This window comes from Mycobacterium sp. TKK-01-0059 (assembly GCF_000709305.1).
Classification (GTDB): domain Bacteria; phylum Actinomycetota; class Actinomycetes; order Mycobacteriales; family Mycobacteriaceae; genus Mycobacterium; species Mycobacterium intracellulare.
Map to the genome: position 1 here is coordinate 2335299 of NZ_KL446993.1, position 18169 is coordinate 2353467.

Sequence of the window (18169 nt, forward strand, 5' to 3'; positions counted from 1 at the left end):
TGAGAAGGGTCTCTTTGGCCCCGCGCAGCATAATTTGTGCATGCGATTGGACCACGTAGTTCTGTGGACGAAGGATCCGCGCGCGGCGATGGACTTCTATTCGAGGGTGGTCGGGCTGGCACCGGTGCGATTCGCCGAGTTCGAGGCCGCCGAGGCGCCTTTCCCCAGCGTGCGGGTGTCCGAGGATTCGATCATCGACCTGATGCCACTCGAGATGGCTTCCGGCGCGGTGTCGTCCGCGGTGGCCGAAGGAAGCGCCGGCCAACCGGTCAACCACGTGTGCCTTGCCCTGTCGAAGGCCGAATACGACGCGCTCGACGCGCGCCTGCAGGCCGAGGGCGTGGACACCACCGCGCGGCTGAACCACAGCTTCGGCGCGCGGGGCTGGGCGCCGCAGGGATTCTATTTCGCCGATCCCGACGGGAATGTGGTCGAGGCGCGCTACTACGAGTGAGCCTGCCGGCCCGGGAACTGCCAATCGTTAACTGGACAGCCCGGCGCTGCCGGAGCTGGCGATCGCCGCGGAGCAGATGGTGGCGACCCGCTGCGCCCCGGCGCTGCCGGAGCTGGCGATCGCCGCGGAGCAGATGGTGGCGACCCGCTGCGCCCCGGCGCTGCCGGAGCTGGCGATCGCCACAGGCGGTAGCCTGGACTTTTCCAGCTGCGTGTATATCGGGGAAGGACCTGGCCGGCAAGGCCGATGATTGATGAACCGGAAAAACGTTATTCGCACCATCACGGCGATTGCTGTCGTGGTGCTGCTCGGCTGGTCGTTCTTCTATTTCAGCGACGACACTCGCGGCTATAAGCCCGTCGACACGTCCGTGGCGATGTCCCAGATCAACGGCGACAACGTCAAAAGCGCGCAAATCGACGATCGCGAGCAGCAGCTGCGCCTGACCCTGAAGAAGGGCAATGGCGACACGGACAACTCCGACAAGGTCATCACCAAATACCCGAGCGGGTATGCGGTGGACCTTTTCAACGCGCTGACCGCCAAGAATGCGAAGGTCAGCACCGTCGTCAACCAGGGCAGCATCCTGGGCGAGCTGCTGGTTTACGTCCTGCCGCTGCTGCTGCTGGTGGGGCTGTTCGTGATGTTCTCCCGCATGCAGGGCGGCGCCCGGATGGGCTTCGGGTTCGGCAAGTCGCGCGCCAAGCAGCTCTCCAAGGACATGCCCAAGACCACGTTCGCCGACGTCGCTGGCGTCGACGAGGCGGTCGAGGAGCTTTACGAGATCAAGGACTTCCTGCAGAACCCCGGTCGCTATCAGGCGCTGGGCGCCAAGATCCCCCGGGGCGTGCTGCTCTACGGTCCGCCCGGGACCGGTAAGACGCTGCTCGCCCGCGCGGTGGCGGGCGAGGCCGGCGTCCCGTTCTTCACCATCTCCGGCTCGGACTTCGTCGAGATGTTCGTCGGTGTCGGCGCGTCCCGGGTACGCGACCTGTTCGACCAGGCCAAACAGAACAACCCGTGCATCATCTTCGTCGACGAGATCGACGCCGTGGGCCGCCAGCGCGGCGCGGGCCTGGGCGGCGGGCACGACGAGCGCGAGCAGACGCTGAACCAGTTGCTGGTCGAAATGGACGGGTTCGACCCGCGGGCCGGCGTCATCCTGATCGCGGCCACCAACCGGCCGGACATCCTGGACCCGGCGCTGCTGCGGCCCGGCCGCTTCGACCGGCAGATCCCGGTGTCCAACCCGGACCTGGCGGGCCGCAAGGCGGTGCTGGAGGTGCACTCCAAGGGCAAGCCGATCGGCCCGGACGCCGACCTCGCCGGGCTGGCCAAGCGGACCGTCGGCATGACCGGCGCCGACCTGGCCAACGTCATCAACGAGGCGGCGCTGCTCACCGCCCGGGAGAACGGCACCGTCATCACCAGCGCCGCCCTGGAAGAGGCGGTGGACCGCGTGATCGGCGGCCCGCGCCGCAAGGGCCGCATCATCAGCGAGCAGGAAAAGAAGATCACCGCCTACCATGAAGGCGGCCACACCCTGGCGGCCTGGGCGATGCCCGACATCGAGCCGATCTACAAGGTGACGATCCTGGCGCGAGGCCGCACCGGCGGGCACGCGGTGGCGGTGCCGGAGGAAGACAAGGGGCTGCGGACCCGCTCGGAGATGATCGCGCAGTTGGTGTTTGCCATGGGCGGGCGTGCCGCGGAGGAGCTGGTCTTCCGGGAGCCGACCACCGGCGCGGTGTCGGACATCGAGCAGGCCACCAAGATCGCGCGCGCCATGGTCACCGAATTCGGGATGAGCTCGAAACTCGGTGCGGTCAAATACGGTTCGGAGCACGGCGACCCGTTCCTGGGCCGCACCATGGGAACGCAGGCGGACTATTCGCACGAGGTCGCCCGCGACATCGACGACGAGATCCGCAAGCTGATCGAGGCCGCGCACACCGAGGCGTGGGAAATCCTCACCGAATACCGCGACATCCTCGACACCCTCGCCGGGGAGCTGCTGGAAAAGGAAACCCTGCACCGGGCCGAACTGGAAAGCATCTTCTCGGGCGTCGAAAAGCGCCCGCGGCTCACCATGTTCGACGATTTCGGTGGCCGCATCCCGTCGGACAAGCCGCCCATCAAGACCCCCGGCGAGCTGGCCATCGAGCGTGGCGAGCCGTGGCCGCCGCCCACCCCCGAGCCGGCGTTCAAGGCGGCCATCGCGCGGGCCAGCGAAGCGGCACGGCTGGAGGCGGACCGAAACGCCAACGGCGGCAACGGTTCTCATGGCGGCCAGGGCAGCGGTAAGGGCGCGCCGCACGGGCCCACCCAGCCGGACTACGGCGCGCCGGCCGGCTGGCGCGCGCCGGGATGGCCGCCGCAAGCGCAGCAACCGCAGCAGCAGCCGAACTATTGGCATCCGCCGGCACAGCCGCCGCAGCAGCCCTATTGGCAGCAACCGGCGCCCAGTTATCCGGGCCCGCAGCCCTATCCCGGTCAGCAGGGCCACGCCGGCCACCAGCAGGGCTATCCGGGCGGGCAGGGTCGTTCCGGCCAGCAGGGCCAGGCGCAGCCTTCGTACCCGCCGTACCCGCCGTATCCCCCACCGGGACAGCCCGCCCAGGAGGGTGGCTCGCCCGACCGGCAGGATGACGACGTGAGCCGGTCCAATCCGCCGGCCCACGGCTGAGCAAACGGAGGATTCGATGGCACTGCCGGACACCGCGATGTCCAAGATGCGGGTCTTCGACCAGGACCGTGCCGAGGCCGCGGTCCGCGAGTTGCTGTGCGCGATCGGCGAAGACCCGGACCGGCACGGCCTGCGGGAAACCCCGGCCCGCGTCGCCCGCGCCTACCGGGAGATGTTCGCCGGGCTCTACACCGATCCGGACAGCGTGTTGAACACCATGTTCGACGAGGATCACGACGAGCTGGTGCTGGTCAAGGAAATCCCGCTGTACTCCACCTGCGAACACCACCTGGTGTCGTTCCACGGGGTGGCCCACGTCGGCTACATCCCGGGCAACGACGGCAGGGTCACCGGCCTTTCGAAGATCGCGCGACTGGTCGATCTGTACGCCAAGCGGCCCCAGGTGCAGGAACGGCTCACCAGCCAAATCGCCGACGCCCTGGTGAAAAAGCTCAATCCGCGCGGGGTGATCGTCGTGGTCGAGGCCGAGCACCTGTGCATGGCGATGCGCGGTGTCCGCAAGCCCGGAGCGACGACCACCACCTCGGCGGTGCGCGGAATATTCAAAACGAACGCCGCTTCTCGAGCCGAGGCGCTCGACCTCATCCTGCGGAAGTGAGCCTGGCGCCTGTGCAGGTAATGGGAGTTCTGAACGTCACTGACGATTCGTTCTCCGACGGCGGCCGCTATCTCGACCCCGACAAAGCCGTGGCACACGGATTGGCGCTGGCCGCCGACGGCGCCGACATCGTCGACGTCGGGGGAGAATCCACCCGTCCCGGTGCCACGCGCGTCGACGCCCGTGTCGAGGCCTCCCGGGTCGTCCCCGTCGTCAAAGAGCTTTCCTCGCAAGGCATTACGGTGAGCATCGATACCATGCACGCCGACGTCGCGCGGGCGGCGCTGTGCAGCGGCGCGCGGATCGTCAACGACGTGTCCGGCGGCCGGGCCGATCCCGCCATGGCGCCGCTGCTGGCCGAGGCGAAAGTGCCTTGGGTGCTGATGCATTGGCGCTCCGTGTCGGCGCAGCGTCCGCACGCGGCCCCGGACTATCGTGACGTGGTCGCCGAGGTGCGCGCCGAGTTGCTTGCCAGTGTCGACGCCGCGGTGTCCGCCGGTGTCGATCCCGCTCAGTTGATGATCGATCCGGGTCTGGGATTCGCCAAGACGGGCCAACACAATTGGGCGCTGCTGCATGCGCTGCCGCGATTGGTCGCCACCGGGATCCCGGTGCTGCTGGGCGCGTCGCGCAAACGGTTCCTCGGTACGTTGCTGGCCGGGCCCGACGGCTCGCCGCGGCCGCCCGACGGGCGTGAGACGGCGACCGCGGTGATTTCAGCGCTCGCCGCGCTGCACGGGGCCTGGGGCGTGCGGGTGCACGATGTGCGTGCCACGGTCGATGCGCTCAAGGTCGTGGCGGCGTGGAACGACGAGACGCACACAGGGCTGGCTGAACACGATGGCTGATCGAATCGAGTTGCGCGGGTTGAAGGTTCGTGGGCAACACGGGGTTTTCGACCACGAACGCGCGAACGGGCAGGACTTCGTCGTCGACGTCACCGTGTGGATCGACCTGGCGTCGGCCGCCGCCACCGACGACCTGACCGACACCTACGACTACGGCGCGCTGGCCCGGCTGGCGGCCGACGTCGTGGCGGGACCCGCGCGAAACCTGATCGAGACCGTCGCCGCCCAGATCGCCGATGAGGTGATGGACGACGAACGCGTGCACGCCGTCGAGGTGGTGGTGCACAAGCCGCAGGCCCCGATCCCGCAGCAGTTCGCCGACGTCTCGGTGGTGGTGCGGCGGTCCCGGCGCGGTGGCCGGGGTTCGGTGGTGCCGTTATGACGCGTGTTGACGACGATGATGCCGGCTCGGTCCTGTGCGGAGCCGGCATCGGAAAGTGGCGTCGATGACCAGAGTGGTGTTGTCCATCGGGTCCAACCTGGGAGACCGGCTGGCGCGGTTGCAGTCGGTCGTCGACGGGCTGGGGGACACGGTGCTCGCCGTGTCACCGGTGTACGAGACCGACCCGTGGGGCCGGGTCGATCAGGCGCCGTTCCTCAACGCGGTGCTGATCGCCGACGACCCGGCCTGCGACGGGCAGGGCTGGCTGGCCCGGGCGCAGGAGTTCGAGCGCGCGGCGGGCAGGGTCCGCGGCGAGCGCTGGGGGCCGCGCACCCTCGACGTCGACCTGATCGCCTGTTACGGGCAAACCGAGGTGACCTCCCGGGAGAACAACCTGACGCTGCCGCATCCGCTGGCCCATTTGCGGGCCTTCGTGCTGATCCCCTGGCTGGCCGTCGACCCGGACGCTCGGCTGACGGTCGCCGAAGGGCCGCGTCCCGTCGCGCAGTTGCTGGCCGAACTGGAGCCCGCCGACCGTGCCGCCGTACGGCGCTCCGACCTGACGCTCGAGCTCACAACCTGATGGGGCCCACCCGCAAGCGTGACCTGACGGCCGCGGTGGTCGGCGCCGCCGTGCTGGGTTACCTGCTGGTCAACGGCCTGTACCGGTGGTTTCCCCCGATCACGGTGTTGACCGGCCTGTCGTTGCTGGCGGTGGCCATCGGCGAGGCGCTGTGGGCGCGCTACGTGCGCGCCAAGATCGCCGACGGCGAAATCGGCCCCGGTCGGGGCAGGTTGCATCCGCTTGCGGTGGCACGCAGCCTGATGGTCGCCAAGGCCTCGGCCTGGGTGGGGGCGTTGATGCTGGGCTGGTGGGTGGGACTGCTGGTGTACTTCCTGCCGCGCCGGTCCTGGCTGCGGGCCGCCGCCGAGGACACCACCGGGACGGTGGTGGCGGCCATCAGCGCGCTGGCATTGGTGGTCGCCGCGCTGTGGCTGCAACATTGCTGCAAGTCCCCGTACGACCCGACCGAGCACGGCGAGGGCGCCGAAACCTAGCGCCGATCGATCGGCGGATCAACCCAGGTGAGAATCGCCGGAGTAGGGCGACACGCGGATTGACCTCGCGCAGGTACAGTCAGGCCATGACCGTTCTGTCCCGCGGCGCCCGGGTGCGGCGCGGCGGCCGCAGGCCGGGGTGGGTGCTCTTGACCGCGTTGCTGGTCCTCGCGATAGGTGCCAGTTCCGCATTGGTTTTCACCAATCGGGTGGAACTCCTCAAGCTCGCTGTAATCCTGGCGCTGTGGGCCGCAGTCGCCGGCGCCTTCGTTTCCGTGCTCTATCGCCGCCAAAGCGACGCCGATCAGGCCCGCGTCCGCGACCTCAAGCTGGTCTACGACCTCCAGCTCGACCGGGAGATCTCGGCCCGACGCGAATACGAACTGACCGTGGAGTCCCAGCTGCGTCGCGAGCTGGCCTCCGAGCTGCGCGCTCAGGCCGCCGACGATCTGGCCGAGCTGCGCGCCGAGCTGAGCGCCTTGCGGACCAGCCTGGAAATCCTGTTCGACACCGACCTCGCGCACCGCCCCGCCCTCGGGACCGTCGAGAGCGAGCCGCAACCGGAGCGCGCCTACAGCGAGTGGGATCGCAACGGCGAGACCCCTCGCGACAACCCCGTCGATTGGGTGCCCAGCGATCGGGTCACGTCGGTGCCCCAGGACAACCCGCGCGGCCGCGCCGACGAGACGGCCATCATCGACGTCCCCGAAGAACCCCTGCTGCCGCCCCGTCAACCGCCGCCACCCCGTCGGGAACGGCCCCGCTACCAGTACGAACCGCCCCAAGAACCCGCGTATCCGGCGCCGGAGCCGGCCTACGCCCCACCGCCGCCGGAGCCCCGGTTCGAACCCCGCCAGCAACCGCCACCGCAACCCGAACCCGAACCGCAGGCCCCGCCGGAGCCCGAACCACAGCCTGCGCCCCGGGCAGAGCGGCACCGCCAGGACTGGCAGCCGACGGCCGCGGAAGGCCAGTGGTTGCCACCCGGGACACCGGGCAGCAACTGGACCGGCGCCGACGCCCCCGGGGAACCGGCGGGCGGGCGCCGGCGCGCACGGCATTCGGGCCCCGACGAGTCCCGAGACGAACCCCGAGACGAAGCCCGGGACGAATACCGAGACGAAGCCTGGGACGGCCTGCCCGTCGAGCCCCTGCCCCAACCGCCCTACGCCGAGTCCGGCCGCCGGGCCCGGTCACGCCACTCGGCGGAGTACCGCGACTACGGTGTGCGCAATTTCGCCCCCGGCACCGAGCCACCGGCCCCGGCGCCGCCCCCGCCGCCCGAGCCCCCGGTGCAGCAGGGCCCGCCCGCCGGCGCGCCCCCGCCGCCGCGGCTGGCGCCGCCCCCGGCACCGGAGCACACGCCCCGGCACGGCGGTGATCCCCAGCGCGAGGACGCCGGCGCCGCCGGAGAGACCACCGCCACGGGCGGCCAGTCGGTGGCCGACCTGCTGGCCCGCCTGCAGGTGCAGCCCTCCGAGGGCGGCCGGCGTCGCCGCCGCGAAGGATGAGCTGGGAGCTTCCTCACATTGGGAAACGCCTGGTGATCGACTAGAGTCTTGGTGACCGAACGGTACCCACCTGGTGGGACCGGAACGAACAAGAAATCTGTGAGGTCGTCTGCGATGGTGCAGTTCGACGGTCTGCGCCCGGCCAGGCTCAAGGTGGGAATCATCTCCGCCGGCCGGGTGGGCACCGCGCTCGGTGTCGCGCTGGAGCGCGCGGACCACGTCGTGGTGGCGTGCAGCGCCATCTCCCACGCGTCGCGGCAGCGGGCGCAGCGCCGCCTGCCCGACACCCCGGTGGCGACGCCGCCCGACGTCGCCGCCGGCGCCGAGCTGTTGTTGCTCGCGGTTCCCGACAGCGAACTCGCGGGCCTGGTATCCGGGCTGGCCGCGACGTCGGCCGTGCGGCCCGGGACCATCGTGGTCCACACGTCCGGCGCCAACGGGGTGAGCGTCCTGGCGCCGCTGGCCGAGCAGGGCTGCATCCCGCTGGCGATCCACCCGGCCATGACGTTCACCGGCTCCGACGAGGACATCAGCAGGCTGCCGGACACCTGCTTCGGCATCACGGCGGCCGACGAGGTCGGGTACGCGATCGGTCAATCGCTCGTCCTGGAGATGGGCGGGGAGCCGTTCTGCGTCGCCGAGGACGCCCGCGTCCTCTACCACGCGGCGCTGGCCCACGCGGGCAATCACATCGTGACCGTGCTCGCCGACGCTCTGGAGGCGCTGCGCGCCGCGCTGCGGGGCAGCGAGCTGCTCGGCCAACAGTCCGTCGACGACCAGCCGGGCGGCATCGCCGAACGCATCGTCGGCCCGCTGGCCCGGGCGGCGCTGGAGAACACCCTGCAACGCGGGCAGGCCGCGCTCACCGGTCCGGTCGCGCGTGGCGACGCCGCCGCGGTCGCCGGGCATCTGGCGGCCCTGGCCGGGGTCGGACCCGAACTGGCGCAGGCGTATCGGGTGAACGCCCTGCGAACCGCCCAGCGCGCGCACGCCCCCCAGGACGTCGTGGAGGTGCTGGCGCCATGACCCGAGCAAAACCCCCGGCCTTCAAGGCGGGCGAACTCAACCTGTACCCGAACCCGCGTGACGTCACCGACGTCAGCCGCGCCCTGCGCCACACCGGCCGCCGGGTGATGCTGGTGCCCACCATGGGCGCGCTGCACGACGGCCATCTGGCGTTGGTGCGGGCGGCCAAGCGGGTGCCCGGCTCGGTGGTCGTGGTCTCGATCTTCGTCAACCCCCTGCAATTCGGCGCCGGTGAGGATCTCGACGCCTATCCCCGGACCATGGACGACGACCTCGCGCTGCTGCGCGAAGAAGGCGTCGAAATCGTCTTCGCCCCAACGGCCGCCGCGATGTATCCCGACGGGCTGCGCACCACGGTGCAGCCCGGACCGCTGGCCGCCGAACTCGAGGGCCGCCACCGGCCCACCCATTTCGCGGGCGTGCTCACCGTCGTGTGCAAGCTGCTGCAGATCGTGCGTCCGGACCGGATCTTCTTCGGCGAGAAGGACTATCAGCAGCTGGTGATGATCCGCCAGATGGTCGCCGACCTCAACATCGACGCCCAGGTCGTCGAGGTGCCGACCGTCCGGGAATCCGACGGCCTGGCGATGTCGTCGCGCAACCGCTACCTCGATCCCACGCAACGCGAACTGGCGGTGACGCTTTCGGCCGCGCTGACCGCCGGCGCCCACGCCGCGCACCACGGCGGCGCGGCCGCGCTGGACGCGGCGCGCGCGGTGCTCGACGCCGTCCCCGCGCTCACGGTCGACTACCTCGAGCTGCGCGACGCCGGGCTCGGGCCGGCGCCCGCCCACGGTTCGGCCCGGCTGCTGGTCGCCGCCCGGCTGGGCACCACCAGGCTGCTGGACAACATCGAAATGCAGATCGAAACACCCGCCGGCACCTCAGGGCCGGACGGCAATCACGAATACGCCCAATCACCTTGGAGGAATTGATGCTACGGACGATGCTGCGGTCGAAGATCCACCGGGCCACCGTCACGCAGGCCGACCTGCACTACGTGGGCTCGGTGACCATCGACGCCGATCTGATGGACGCGGCGGACCTGCTCGAAGGCGAACAGGTGACCATCGTCGACATCGACAACGGCGCCCGCCTCGTCACCTACGCCATCACCGGCGAACGCGGCAGCGGCGTGATCGGGATCAACGGTGCCGCGGCGCATCTCGTCCACCCGGGCGACCTGGTGATCCTGATCGCGTACGGGACCATGGAGGAGGCGGAGGCCCGGGCGTATCGGCCGCGGATCGTCTTCGTCGACGCCGACAACAAACCGGTCGACCTCGGCCACGACCCGGCGTTCGTGCCCGAAGACGCGGCCGAGCTGCTGGATCCCCGGATCGTTGCGCGGTAGCCGTGCTGCTGGCGATCGACGTCCGTAATACCCACACCGTCGTCGGGCTCATATCGGGCGCCAAGGAGCACGCAAACGTCGTGCAGCAGTGGCGGATTCGCACCGAATCGGAGATCACCGCGGACGAATTGGCGCTGACCATCGACGGATTGATCGGCGACGACTCCGAGCGGCTCACCGGCGCCGCCGCGCTGTCGACCGTCCCCTCGGTGCTGCACGAGGTGCGGCTCATGCTCGACCAGTACTGGCCGTCGGTGCCCCACGTGCTGATCGAGCCCGGGGTGCGCACCGGCATCCCGCTGCTGGTGGACAACCCCAAAGAGGTGGGTGCCGACCGAATCGTCAACTGCCTGGCGGCCTTTCACAAGTTCGGTCAGGCCGCCATCGTCATCGACTTCGGGTCCTCGATCTGCGTGGACGTCGTGTCGGCCAAGGGCGAATTCCTCGGCGGCGCGATCGCGCCCGGGCTGCAGGTTTCCTCCGATGCCGCGGCGGCCCGCTCGGCCGCGCTGCGCCGCGTCGAGCTGACCCGGCCCCGTTCGGTGATCGGCAAGAACACGGTCGAGTGCATGCAGGCCGGGGCGGTGTTCGGGTTCGCCGGGCTGGTCGACGGCCTGGTCGGACGCATCCGTGAGGACGTGGACGGCTTTGCCGGTGACGACGTCGCCGTCGTGGCCACCGGACACACCGCGCCCCTGCTGCTGCCCGAGCTGCAGACCGTCAGCCACTACGAACAGCACCTGACCCTGCACGGCCTGCGGCTGGTCTTCGAACGCAACCGCGACGCCCAGCGCGGCCGGCTGAAGACCGCCCGCTAGGGCGCCCGCCGGTCAAAGGTGCCACGAGAGTTGATTTAAGCTGGCACGTCGTGAGTGCCGACGACCCAGATATTCCCGAGCAGTACCGGATCCGCCGGGACAAGCGCGCTCGGCTGCTCGCCGAGGGGCGTGATCCCTACCCGGTCGCCGTCGAACGCACCCACACGTTGGCGCAGGTCCGCGCCGCCCACCCCGACCTGCCGGTCGACACCGCGACCGACGACGTCGTCGGCGTCGCCGGCCGGGTGATCTTCGCGCGCAACTCGGGAAAGCTCTGCTTCGCCACGCTGCAGGAGGGTGACGGCACCACGCTGCAGGTGATGGTCAGCCTCGACAAGGTGGGCCGCGAATCCCTCGACGCGTGGAAGGCCGACGTCGACCTGGGCGACATCGTCTACGTGCACGGCAACGTGATCAGCTCACGGCGCGGCGAATTGTCCGTGCTGGCCGATTCGTGGCGGATGGCGTCGAAGTCGTTGCGTCCGCTGCCGGTCGCGCACAAGGAGATGAGTGAAGAAGCGCGGGTGCGGCAGCGCTACGTCGACCTGATCGTCCGCCCGCAGGCGCGCACGGTGGCCCGGCAGCGGATCGCGGTCATCCGCGCCATCCGCAACGCATTGGAGCGGCGCGGCTTTCTCGAAGTTGAAACCCCGATGTTGCAGACGCTCGCCGGCGGCGCGGCCGCGCGGCCCTTCATCACACATTCCAATGCGCTGGACATCGATCTCTACTTGAGGATCGCACCGGAACTGTTCCTCAAGCGGTGCGTGGTCGGCGGTTTCGACAGAGTTTTCGAACTAAATCGCGTGTTTCGAAACGAAGGTGCGGATTCCACGCATTCTCCCGAATTCTCCATGCTCGAGACCTACCAGGCGTACGGAACGTATGACGATTCGGCGGTTGTGACGCGCGAGCTTATTCAAGAGGTCGCCGACGAGGCGATCGGAACCCGACAACTCCCGCTGCCCGACGGCAGTGTCTACGACATAGACGGAGAATGGGCTTCCATCGAAATGTACCCGTCGTTGTCGTCGGCGCTCGGTGAAGAGATCACGCCGGAGGCGACGGTGGAAAAGCTGCTCGGCATCGCCGATCGCCTCGGCGTCGAGATTCCGCGCGACCGTGGTTACGGACACGGAAAGATCGTCGAGGAGCTGTGGGAGCACACGGTGGGCAACGCGCTCGTCGCACCCACGTTCGTGCGGGATTTCCCGGTCGAGACAACACCTTTGACGCGCCAGCACCGCAGCATCGCCGGCGTCACCGAGAAGTGGGACCTGTATGTGCGCGGGGTCGAGTTGGCCACCGGTTACTCGGAATTGAACGACCCGGTCGTGCAGCGGGAGCGCTTCGCCGCCCAAGCGCGCGCGGCGGCCGCCGGCGACGACGAGGCCATGGCGCTCGACGAGGATTTTCTTGCCGCACTCGAGTATGCGATGCCGCCATGTACCGGAACGGGAATGGGTATCGACCGGTTGTTGATGACATTGACCGGACTGTCAATTCGGGAGACAGTTTTGTTCCCCATTGTTCGGCCACACTCGTAGTCGAAAAGCTCAACCCTGCAACGCCCGTACAGATTGAGTATGCTGCGTTGTTATGGCAGATTGGTGACCGGGGAGGTCGATCGAATCTGCTCAGCAACTGCTCAGGACGAAATGCGAGGGTGAGCCAATGGCAAAAAAAGTGACCGTCACCTTGGTCGATGATTTCGACGGTGCCGGCGCAGCCGACGAAACGGTCGAATTCGGGCTTGACGGGGTGACCTATGAGATTGATCTTTCGTCCAAGAATGCCGCGAAACTTCGCGGGGATCTGAAGCAGTGGGTGGAAGCCGGTCGCCGCGTCGGCGGCCGCCGGCGGGGGCGGTCCGGCTCGGGGCGCGGGCGCGGCGCCATCGACCGTGAGCAGAGCGCGGCGATCCGCGAATGGGCTCGCCGGAACGGGCACAACGTGTCGACGCGCGGCCGCATCCCGGCCGACGTCATCGACGCGTTCCACGCCGCAACCTGACAGTCTTCAAACCGGCGCCCGGGCCCCAAGCCCGGGCGCCGGTTTGTCATTTCGCTCGGCGCGAAACGACGGTCGGGCGTCCCGGGAAACGAATGGGGACATTGCAACGTTTCTTGGGATACGGCGGGTAAAGCCCCAGGCAGTCGCAAGTGAGATCAGGGCCGGAACGACCGAGTTGCGTCGACAGCGAACGAGGCCGCACAAGGTTAGGTCCGCCGGCAAGCCGACCATTACAGTGGATGGCAGGTACGCGATTCCGGCCACAGGGGACCGGCAGGGTTGTTCGAAGGGCCGCTAACTAGTTTGTACCGATGTTGAGGGAGAGCAGGTAACCCGATGTTTGAAAGATTTACCGACCGTGCCCGCAGGGTCGTCGTCCTGGCGCAAGAAGAGGCCCGGATGCTCAACCACAACTACATCGGCACCGAGCACATCCTGCTGGGTTTGATTCACGAGGGCGAAGGCGTCGCGGCGAAGTCGCTGGAGTCGCTGGGCATCTCGCTCGAGGGCGTCCGCAGCCAGGTCGAGGAGATCATCGGCCAGGGCCAACAGGCGCCGTCGGGCCACATCCCGTTCACCCCGCGCGCCAAGAAGGTTCTCGAGCTGAGCCTGCGCGAGGCGCTGCAGCTCGGCCACAACTACATCGGCACCGAGCACATCCTGCTGGGCCTGATCCGTGAGGGTGAGGGCGTGGCCGCGCAGGTGCTGGTGAAGCTGGGCGCGGAGCTGACCCGGGTGCGCCAGCAGGTCATCCAGCTGCTGAGCGGCTACCAGGGCAAGGAGGCCGCCGAGGCGGGCACCGGTGGCCGTGGTGGCGAGTCCGGCAGCCCCTCGACCTCGTTGGTGCTCGACCAGTTCGGCCGCAACCTGACGGCCGCCGCGATGGAAGGCAAGCTGGACCCGGTCATCGGCCGCGAGAAGGAAATCGAGCGGGTGATGCAGGTGCTGAGCCGGCGCACCAAGAACAACCCGGTGCTGATCGGCGAGCCCGGCGTCGGCAAGACGGCCGTCGTCGAGGGCCTGGCGCAGGCCATCGTGCACGGCGAGGTCCCGGAGACGCTGAAGGACAAGCAGCTCTACACGCTGGACCTGGGCTCGCTGGTCGCGGGCTCGCGCTACCGCGGTGACTTCGAGGAACGCCTGAAGAAGGTGCTCAAGGAGATCAACACCCGCGGCGACATCATCCTGTTCATCGACGAGCTGCACACCCTGGTGGGTGCGGGCGCCGCCGAGGGTGCGATCGACGCCGCGTCGATCCTCAAGCCCAAGCTGGCCCGCGGCGAGCTGCAGACGATCGGCGCCACCACGCTCGACGAGTACCGCAAGTACATCGAGAAGGACGCCGCCCTGGAGCGCCGCTTCCAGCCGGTGCAGGTCGGGGAGCCGACGGTGGAGCACACCATCGAGATCCTCAAGGGCCTGCGCGACCGCTACGAGGCGCACCACCGGGTCTCGATCACCGACCCGGCGCTGGTCGCGGCGGCCACCCTGGCCGACCGCTACATCAACGACCGGTTCCTGCCGGACAAGGCGATCGACCTGATCGACGAGGCGGGCGCGAGGATGCGGATCCGCCGGATGACCGCGCCGCCAGACCTGCGCGAGTTCGACGAGAAGATCGCCGACGCGCGCCGGGAGAAGGAGTCGGCGATCGACGCACAGGACTTCGAGAAGGCGGCCAGCCTGCGGGATCGGGAGAAGCAGTTGGTGGCCCAGCGCGCTGAGCGCGAAAAGCAGTGGCGCTCAGGCGATCTCGACGTGGTCGCCGAGGTCGACGACGAGCAGATCGCCGAGGTGCTGGGCAACTGGACCGGCATCCCGGTGTTCAAGCTCACCGAGGCCGAGACCACCCGGTTGCTGCGCATGGAGGACGAGCTGCACAAGCGGATCATCGGCCAGGAGGACGCCGTCAAGGCCGTCTCCAAGGCGATCCGCCGCACCCGCGCCGGGCTGAAAGACCCCAAGCGCCCGTCGGGTTCGTTCATCTTCGCCGGCCCGTCCGGTGTCGGTAAGACCGAGCTGTCCAAGGCGCTGGCGAACTTCCTGTTCGGCGACGACGACGCGCTCATCCAGATCGACATGGGCGAGTTCCACGACCGGTTCACCGCGTCGCGGTTGTTCGGCGCCCCGCCGGGATACGTCGGCTACGAGGAGGGCGGCCAGCTCACCGAGAAGGTGCGCCGTAAGCCGTTCTCCGTGGTGCTGTTCGACGAGATCGAGAAGGCGCACCAGGAGATCTACAACAGCCTGCTGCAGGTCCTCGAGGACGGTCGGCTCACCGACGGTCAGGGGCGCACGGTGGACTTCAAGAACACCGTGCTGATCTTCACCTCGAACCTCGGCACGTCCGACATCTCCAAGCCGGTCGGCCTGGGCTTCACCCAGGGTGGCGGTGAGAACAACTACGAGCGGATGAAGCAGAAGGTCAACGACGAGCTGAAGAAGCACTTCCGCCCGGAGTTCCTCAACCGCATCGACGACATCATCGTCTTCCACCAGCTGACCCGCGACGAGATCATCCGGATGGTCGACCTGATGATCCAGCGCGTCGGCAACCAGCTCAAGAGCAAGGACATGGCGATGGAGCTGACCGACAAGGCCAAGGCATTGCTGGCCAAGCGCGGCTTCGACCCCGTGCTGGGTGCCCGTCCGCTGCGGCGCACCATCCAGCGCGAGATCGAGGACCAGCTCTCGGAGAAGATCCTCTTCGAGGAGGTCGGCCCCGGACAGGTTGTCACGGTCGACGTCGACAACTGGGACGGCGAGAGCGCCGGCGAGGACGCGAAGTTCACCTTCACCGGCACCCGCAAGCCGCCGGCCGAGCCGGACCTGGCCAAGGCCGGGGCGCACGCCGCGCCGCAGGCGCCGGACGCGCAGTAGCGAGCGGTTCTCGCGGCGCCGGCGCTATCGCGGCGCGATCAACGCGAAGGCCTGCTTGGCGACCTGCAGCATCCAGCCGGTCACGGTCGGCCCGTGGTCGCGCGGCCAGGTCAGCTGGAAGCTGACCACCCAGGGCTGCCGCGTCTTGTCGACGGCATACCAGCTGAACGTCAGATCACCCGGCAGGCCACCGGCTTTCGCGCCGATGTAGGGCCACACGTTGCGGTCCAGCTGGATACCCGCCACCGCGGACAGGATCTCGCGCACCGGCGCGGCCTCGCCGACGGCGTCGGCCTGCAGCGCCGCGTGGACCCGGCAGATGTCCTCGGCGTTGCCGTACCACTCGGCGCCGTACGAGGACGCGGGTGAGTGGGCGCGCATCGGATCCGGGTCGTACGGCGTGGAATTCGCCTGCTGAAGCAGTTGGGCCCGCACTTGGGGGGACCCGTGCTCCCATTGGCCGCGCAGGTCGGGTCTGCCCCAGCCGACCGAGAAAAGCTCGTACATGGTGGGGAAGGGCGTCATGCTGGCCGGGTCGTGATGGCCGGCCGTGGCGAGCGCTTCGGAGATGGCCTGCGTGCCCAACTTTCCGATCAGCAGATCGGTGGCCATGTTGTCGCTGGTGGCGATCATCTTCTCGGCGGCCTTGCGAACCGAGACGTGGGCCCCGGCGGGCAGCGCCAAACCCGACGAGCCGACGGCCCGGCTCTTGTCGGTGACGGTCAGTTGGTCATCCCAGGACACCGTCCCGTTCTTGATGGCGCCGGCCAGGGCGTGCAACACGTACAGCTTGAAAATCGATGCCAGCGGCAGGGATTCGCGGGCGTTGGTGCCCGCCACCGGGTTGCAGCGGCCGTCTTCGACCTTGGCGACCTGATAGGAGTAGCGCGCGCCGGTCTTGCTCAGCACCGCGTCGATGTCCTGCCACGACTTGACCGTCGGCGCCCGGGTGTCCAGGTCGAACCGGTCTACCCACCCGCCGTCGTCGGTGTGGATCCGGATGTCTTGGCGGGCACCGTAGGACGACGTCAGGTGCAGCGTGGCCACGCTCGCACCGATGTCGACGCCGTCGAGGGTGAACGGGCGATCCCACCACAGCGCCTCCATGGTGGTCTGCACCGACTCGACCTTGTCGGCGGCGGCCAGCGTGCCGACCCCGACCGGCCCGATGGGCCAGTCCGAGTTGAGCATGTCCAACGTCTGCTGGGCGCGAATGCCGGGCGGGGTCCGGGTGTCGATCTGCCGTCCCGGATTTGCCGCGTTCGCCTGCGGTGAGGGGGAGGGGGCGCAGCCGGACGCCGAGGTGACGATCAGTGTGGTGGCGGCGCTCAGCGCCAGCGCGCGGCGCCAGGCCGACCGCCCGCTAGCCAGCCTGCTTGTTTGCGGCAACGTCCAGCACAACCTCGAATTCCAGCAGGGACGCCCCGGTCGCCACCGGGTTGGCCCGATGGCCGGCGTGGGCCTCGATGGCCGGACCCTTCGCCCACGCCTGGAACGCCTCGTCGGACTCCCAGTGCGTCACCACGAAGTAGCGCTCCTCGCCCTGGACCGGGCGCAGCAACTGGAAGCCGAGGAAGCCGGGCTGATTCTCCACCGCGTGCGCGCGGTGGGCGAACCGCTTCTCCAGTTCGGGGCCGGCGTCGGCGGGAACTTCGATTGCGTTGATCTTCACCACAGGCGGCATGCCGCTAGGCTACCCCGCCCCCCGCGCCGTTCAACTAGGGCGGTCCACGCAAGATGGTGGCATGCCCGGCGATTTGTTGACGCGTCACGGGGGACGCGGCGAGCCGTTGGTGCTGGTGCACGGCCTGATGGGGCGCGGGACCACGTGGACGCGTCAACTGCCGTGGCTGACCCGCTTGGGCACCGTCTACAGCTACGACGCGCCATGGCATCGGGGACGCGACGTCGACGATCCGCACCCGATCAGCACCGAGCGGTTCGTGGCCGACCTGGGTGACGCGGTGGGCGAGTTGGGCGCCCGGGTCAGGATCGTCGGGCATTCGATGGGTGCCCTGCACGCATGGTGCCTGGCCGCGCAGCGCCCCGAACTGGTTTCCGCGCTGGTGCTCGAGGACATGGCGCCAGACTTCCGCGGCCGCACCACCGGCCCGTGGGAGCCTTGGCTGCACGCGCTTCCGGTCGAATTCGATTCCGCGGAGCAGGTATTCGCCGAATTCGGGCCCGTCGCCGGGCAGTATTTCCTGGAGGCGTTCGACCGCACCGAAACCGGGTGGCGGCTGCACGGTCACACCTCGCGATGGATCGAGATCGCCGCGGAGTGGGGTACCCGCGACTACTGGGCGCAATGGCGGGCGGTGCGCGCCCCGTCGCTGCTCATCGAGGCCGGCAACTCGGTCACCCCGCCGGGCCAGATGCGGCAGATGGCCGAAAGCGGCTATGCCGCAACGTATTTGCGTGTTCCGCAAGCGGGTCACCTGATCCACGACGAAGCGCCCGGCCAATACCGCGAAGCGGTGCAGGCTTTCCTGGCCGCGCCGCATCCGCGGGCCTGATCC

At 68.9% G+C, this 18169-nt stretch carries 19 protein-coding genes; 16 read left to right on the plus strand and 3 right to left on the minus strand.

What is annotated here, in order from left to right; genetic code table 11:
• Window positions 1-40: 40 nt before the first annotated feature.
• Window positions 41-454, plus strand: a complete 414-nt coding sequence (locus tag K883_RS11280; RefSeq protein WP_036454483.1) for a VOC family protein — start codon at window positions 41-43, stop codon at window positions 452-454.
• A 27-nt stretch (window positions 455-481) separates the two neighbouring features.
• On the opposite strand, the gene K883_RS27895 is transcribed toward K883_RS11280, so the two are convergent.
• The gene (locus tag K883_RS27895) at window positions 482-637 is read right to left on the minus strand and encodes a hypothetical protein (protein WP_165576442.1); all 156 of its coding nucleotides are present in this window, start codon (window positions 635-637) and stop codon (window positions 482-484) included.
• 70 nt (window positions 638-707) lie between these two features.
• On the opposite strand from K883_RS27895, the gene ftsH reads away from it, so the two are divergent.
• From ftsH to clpC1, 14 genes are all read left to right on the plus strand, one after another.
• Window positions 708-3140, plus strand: a complete 2433-nt coding sequence (gene ftsH / locus K883_RS11290) for an ATP-dependent zinc metalloprotease FtsH (RefSeq protein ID WP_008263469.1) — start codon at window positions 708-710, stop codon at window positions 3138-3140.
• 16 nt (window positions 3141-3156) lie between these two features.
• Entirely contained in the window at window positions 3157-3759 is a 603-nt protein-coding gene (gene folE, locus K883_RS11295; protein WP_014378981.1) for a GTP cyclohydrolase I FolE, read from the plus strand.
• Window positions 3756-4607: a dihydropteroate synthase gene (gene folP, locus K883_RS11300; RefSeq protein WP_085976422.1), complete on the plus strand. Its 852-nt coding sequence runs from the start codon at window positions 3756-3758 to the stop codon at window positions 4605-4607. Before folE ends, folP begins: the two co-directional genes overlap by 4 nt.
• Window positions 4600-4989, plus strand: coding sequence for a dihydroneopterin aldolase (folB, locus tag K883_RS11305; RefSeq protein ID WP_020821477.1), 390 nt, complete (start codon window positions 4600-4602; stop codon window positions 4987-4989). Before folP ends, folB begins: the two co-directional genes overlap by 8 nt.
• 64 nt (window positions 4990-5053) lie before the next feature.
• Window positions 5054-5572, plus strand: coding sequence for a 2-amino-4-hydroxy-6-hydroxymethyldihydropteridine diphosphokinase (folK, locus tag K883_RS11310; protein WP_020188684.1), 519 nt, complete (start codon window positions 5054-5056; stop codon window positions 5570-5572).
• A complete protein-coding gene (locus K883_RS11315; RefSeq protein ID WP_020821479.1) occupies window positions 5572-6048 on the plus strand; it encodes a DUF3180 domain-containing protein in 477 nt (158 codons plus the stop codon). Before folK ends, K883_RS11315 begins: the two co-directional genes overlap by 1 nt.
• 86 nt (window positions 6049-6134) lie before the next feature.
• Window positions 6135-7559, plus strand: coding sequence for a DUF6779 domain-containing protein (locus K883_RS11320; protein WP_020821480.1), 1425 nt, complete (start codon window positions 6135-6137; stop codon window positions 7557-7559).
• 114 nt (window positions 7560-7673) lie between these two features.
• Window positions 7674-8585, plus strand: coding sequence for a Rossmann-like and DUF2520 domain-containing protein (locus K883_RS11325; protein WP_014378985.1), 912 nt, complete (start codon window positions 7674-7676; stop codon window positions 8583-8585).
• Entirely contained in the window at window positions 8582-9520 is a 939-nt protein-coding gene (panC, locus tag K883_RS11330) for a pantoate--beta-alanine ligase (protein ID WP_020821481.1), read from the plus strand. The genes K883_RS11325 and panC overlap by 4 nt, the downstream gene beginning before the upstream one ends.
• The gene (panD, locus tag K883_RS11335) at window positions 9520-9939 is read left to right on the plus strand and encodes an aspartate 1-decarboxylase (RefSeq protein WP_008263496.1); all 420 of its coding nucleotides are present in this window, start codon (window positions 9520-9522) and stop codon (window positions 9937-9939) included. Before panC ends, panD begins: the two co-directional genes overlap by 1 nt.
• Before the next feature lie 2 nt (window positions 9940-9941).
• Window positions 9942-10757 carry a type III pantothenate kinase gene (locus K883_RS11340; protein WP_020821482.1) on the plus strand — a complete coding sequence of 272 codons (816 nt, stop codon included), beginning with the start codon at window positions 9942-9944 and terminating at the stop codon, window positions 10755-10757.
• Between the two features lie 50 nt (window positions 10758-10807).
• Window positions 10808-12304 (plus strand): lysine--tRNA ligase, encoded by a 1497-nt coding sequence (gene lysS / locus K883_RS11345; RefSeq protein ID WP_020821483.1) that lies wholly within the window; start codon window positions 10808-10810, stop codon window positions 12302-12304.
• Window positions 12305-12431: 127 nt separating this feature from the next.
• Window positions 12432-12770: a histone-like nucleoid-structuring protein Lsr2 gene (lsr2, locus tag K883_RS11350; protein ID WP_008263502.1), complete on the plus strand. Its 339-nt coding sequence runs from the start codon at window positions 12432-12434 to the stop codon at window positions 12768-12770.
• A 336-nt stretch (window positions 12771-13106) separates the two neighbouring features.
• Window positions 13107-15650 carry an ATP-dependent protease ATP-binding subunit ClpC gene (gene clpC1, locus K883_RS11355; protein ID WP_020821484.1) on the plus strand — a complete coding sequence of 848 codons (2544 nt, stop codon included), beginning with the start codon at window positions 13107-13109 and terminating at the stop codon, window positions 15648-15650.
• 24 nt (window positions 15651-15674) lie between these two features.
• Here clpC1 and K883_RS11360 read toward each other — a convergent pair whose 3' ends face one another.
• Together K883_RS11360 and mhuD are read right to left on the minus strand one after the other, a co-directional pair.
• Window positions 15675-17039 (minus strand): serine hydrolase, encoded by a 1365-nt coding sequence (locus tag K883_RS11360; RefSeq protein WP_036454486.1) that lies wholly within the window; start codon window positions 17037-17039, stop codon window positions 15675-15677.
• Entirely contained in the window at window positions 17014-17334 is a 321-nt protein-coding gene (mhuD, locus tag K883_RS11365; RefSeq protein ID WP_036454488.1) for a mycobilin-forming heme oxygenase MhuD, read from the minus strand. Before mhuD ends, K883_RS11360 begins: the two co-directional genes overlap by 26 nt.
• Window positions 17335-17395: 61 nt before the next feature.
• Between mhuD and K883_RS11370 the strand changes: the two genes are divergently transcribed.
• The gene (locus tag K883_RS11370) at window positions 17396-18166 is read left to right on the plus strand and encodes an alpha/beta fold hydrolase (protein ID WP_020821486.1); all 771 of its coding nucleotides are present in this window, start codon (window positions 17396-17398) and stop codon (window positions 18164-18166) included.
• Window positions 18167-18169 lie beyond the last annotated feature (3 nt).